Raw genomic sequence first — 622 nt, forward strand, 5'->3', positions numbered from 1 at the left:
TGTACCAAAGACATTTGTAGCCATAACTTTTTCAGCACTACTTAAAGGTGTAGTCAAGAAATGGTTCATTGAAGCCATGCCTGCATTATTAACCAATACATCAACTTTATTCAGTATCTTACGAACACTTCTAACCATTGACACTACAGCTTTTTCATCTGCCACATCTAGTTCATAATGGTGATAGTTATCGTGCGTTATCGAGCCTGATTGACGACTACAACCAACAACTGTATGACCTAGAGAAAGATAATGCTCTGCAAGCGCTTTTCCTAACCCTTTACGAGTACCCGTAATAACAATATTCAACGGCATAACTAAAATCTAACCTTCTACTAATTGTGAGATATACTTAGCCAAAGTTTCAACATTTCTAAATGGCGAAGTAACTTGACTCATTGCTTTTTCATCAGCCAAGGTAACGTCAATATCAAACTCATCACTTATTTTCTCTTCCAACTCAGTGATTAAGAATACGATACCCACACTATCAAGAACGCCATTAGTGCCAAATAGTTTTGTTTTAACATGAGCTTCAATTAAAGCTTCGTTATCTTCATCCTCACCCATTTCATGCAAGGTTGACAAAATTAAATCAATATATTTTTCCATATTTCACCCT

Annotated in this window: 2 protein-coding genes; both read right to left on the minus strand. The window is 35.9% G+C overall.

Annotated features, from left to right (window positions below):
• Nucleotides 1–315 (minus strand): SDR family NAD(P)-dependent oxidoreductase (locus R7190_RS28575; protein WP_318138022.1); only part of this gene is annotated, 315 nt, incomplete at its 3' end.
• 9 nt (nucleotides 316–324) lie between these two features.
• Nucleotides 325–612 carry a hypothetical protein gene (locus R7190_RS28580; protein ID WP_017449092.1) on the minus strand — a complete coding sequence of 96 codons (288 nt, stop codon included), beginning with the start codon at nucleotides 610–612 and terminating at the stop codon, nucleotides 325–327.
• Between the last annotated feature and the right edge of the window lie 10 nt (nucleotides 613–622).

Source organism: Vibrio sp. 1078-1, from assembly GCF_033340475.1.

Coding starts and splice junctions, on each gene's coding strand:
- R7190_RS28580 (WP_017449092.1), bottom strand. CDS start 612: ATGGAAAAATATATTGATTTAATTTTGTCAACCTTGCATGAAATGGGT.